Source organism: Pseudomonas sp. P5_B2 (assembly GCF_056400445.1).
On the sequence record NZ_JBFULH010001194.1, the window covers coordinates 1 to 878 of the forward strand.

The following is an 878-nucleotide window of genomic DNA, read 5'->3' on the forward strand; positions in this document are numbered from 1 at the left end:
GCAGCCGCTATCACCGAAACGTTATCTTCTCGGTGCAATGTGTGGACTTGACAGGGGAAATCGAGGGCGAGGCTTTAGATTGGGGCTTAGCGCCGTAGCAACAAGCGAGAACGAGCAGTGTGATTTGCTCGTTCAGGCTTGCCGGTGCGGCTACCCGGAGATTTTCTTGTTCAGCGCTTCAGGGCTGGCGAGGTATCGCGTAATGGCCTCGACACCCCGGTTGAGGTGATTCTCGAGCATCGTTACCGCGCGCTGGATGTCGCGGTCCTCCACCGCCACTAATAGTGCTCGGTGATCGTCCTGGGACAGTTTGCCCAAGCCCATCGCATCCAGGTTGAAACGCAGGAAACGCTCTTCTTCGTTCAACCCTTCTTCCACCAGATTCAACAATCGACGGTTGGGCGCCTTGCTGTACAGCGACATATGGAACAGGCGATTGAGCCGCCCAATCTCCGTGTAATCGTGCTCTGTTTCCATATCATCGATATGACGGGCAGCGTCTTCGAAGTCTGCTTTTTCAAGTAATGGAATGGAGAGTCGCAGCGCTTCAGATTCCAACAGAATCCGCAGTGCATAGGTTTCAACGGCATCACCCTGAACCAGCGGTGCAACGACGGCGCCCTTATGGGCGATAACGTTGAGTAGCGCCTGAGCTTCCAGCTGGCGCAAGGCTTCGCGCACCGGCATGCGGCTGACGCCGAACAAATCGGCCAAATCCTGTTGCCGCAACGCGGTGCCGCAAGGGATGCGCCCATCGAGAATCGCCGAGCGCAGCGTTTCTTCGATCACCGAGCGTGCGAGGTGAGCGGGAATCGGCCCGCTGACCTTGATGCTGCTGAGAGGGTTGATCTTGTGTGGCACTACTCGCACCCTATTAG

General features: G+C 56.9%; 1 protein-coding gene. It reads right to left on the bottom strand.

Annotated features, from left to right (window positions below; translation table 11 throughout):
* Window positions 1-150: 150 nt before the first annotated feature.
* Window positions 151-861, bottom strand: coding sequence for a GntR family transcriptional regulator (locus tag AC1DRJ_RS30140; protein ID WP_477805333.1), 711 nt, complete (start codon window positions 859-861; stop codon window positions 151-153).
* Window positions 862-878: the final 17 nt, after the last annotated feature.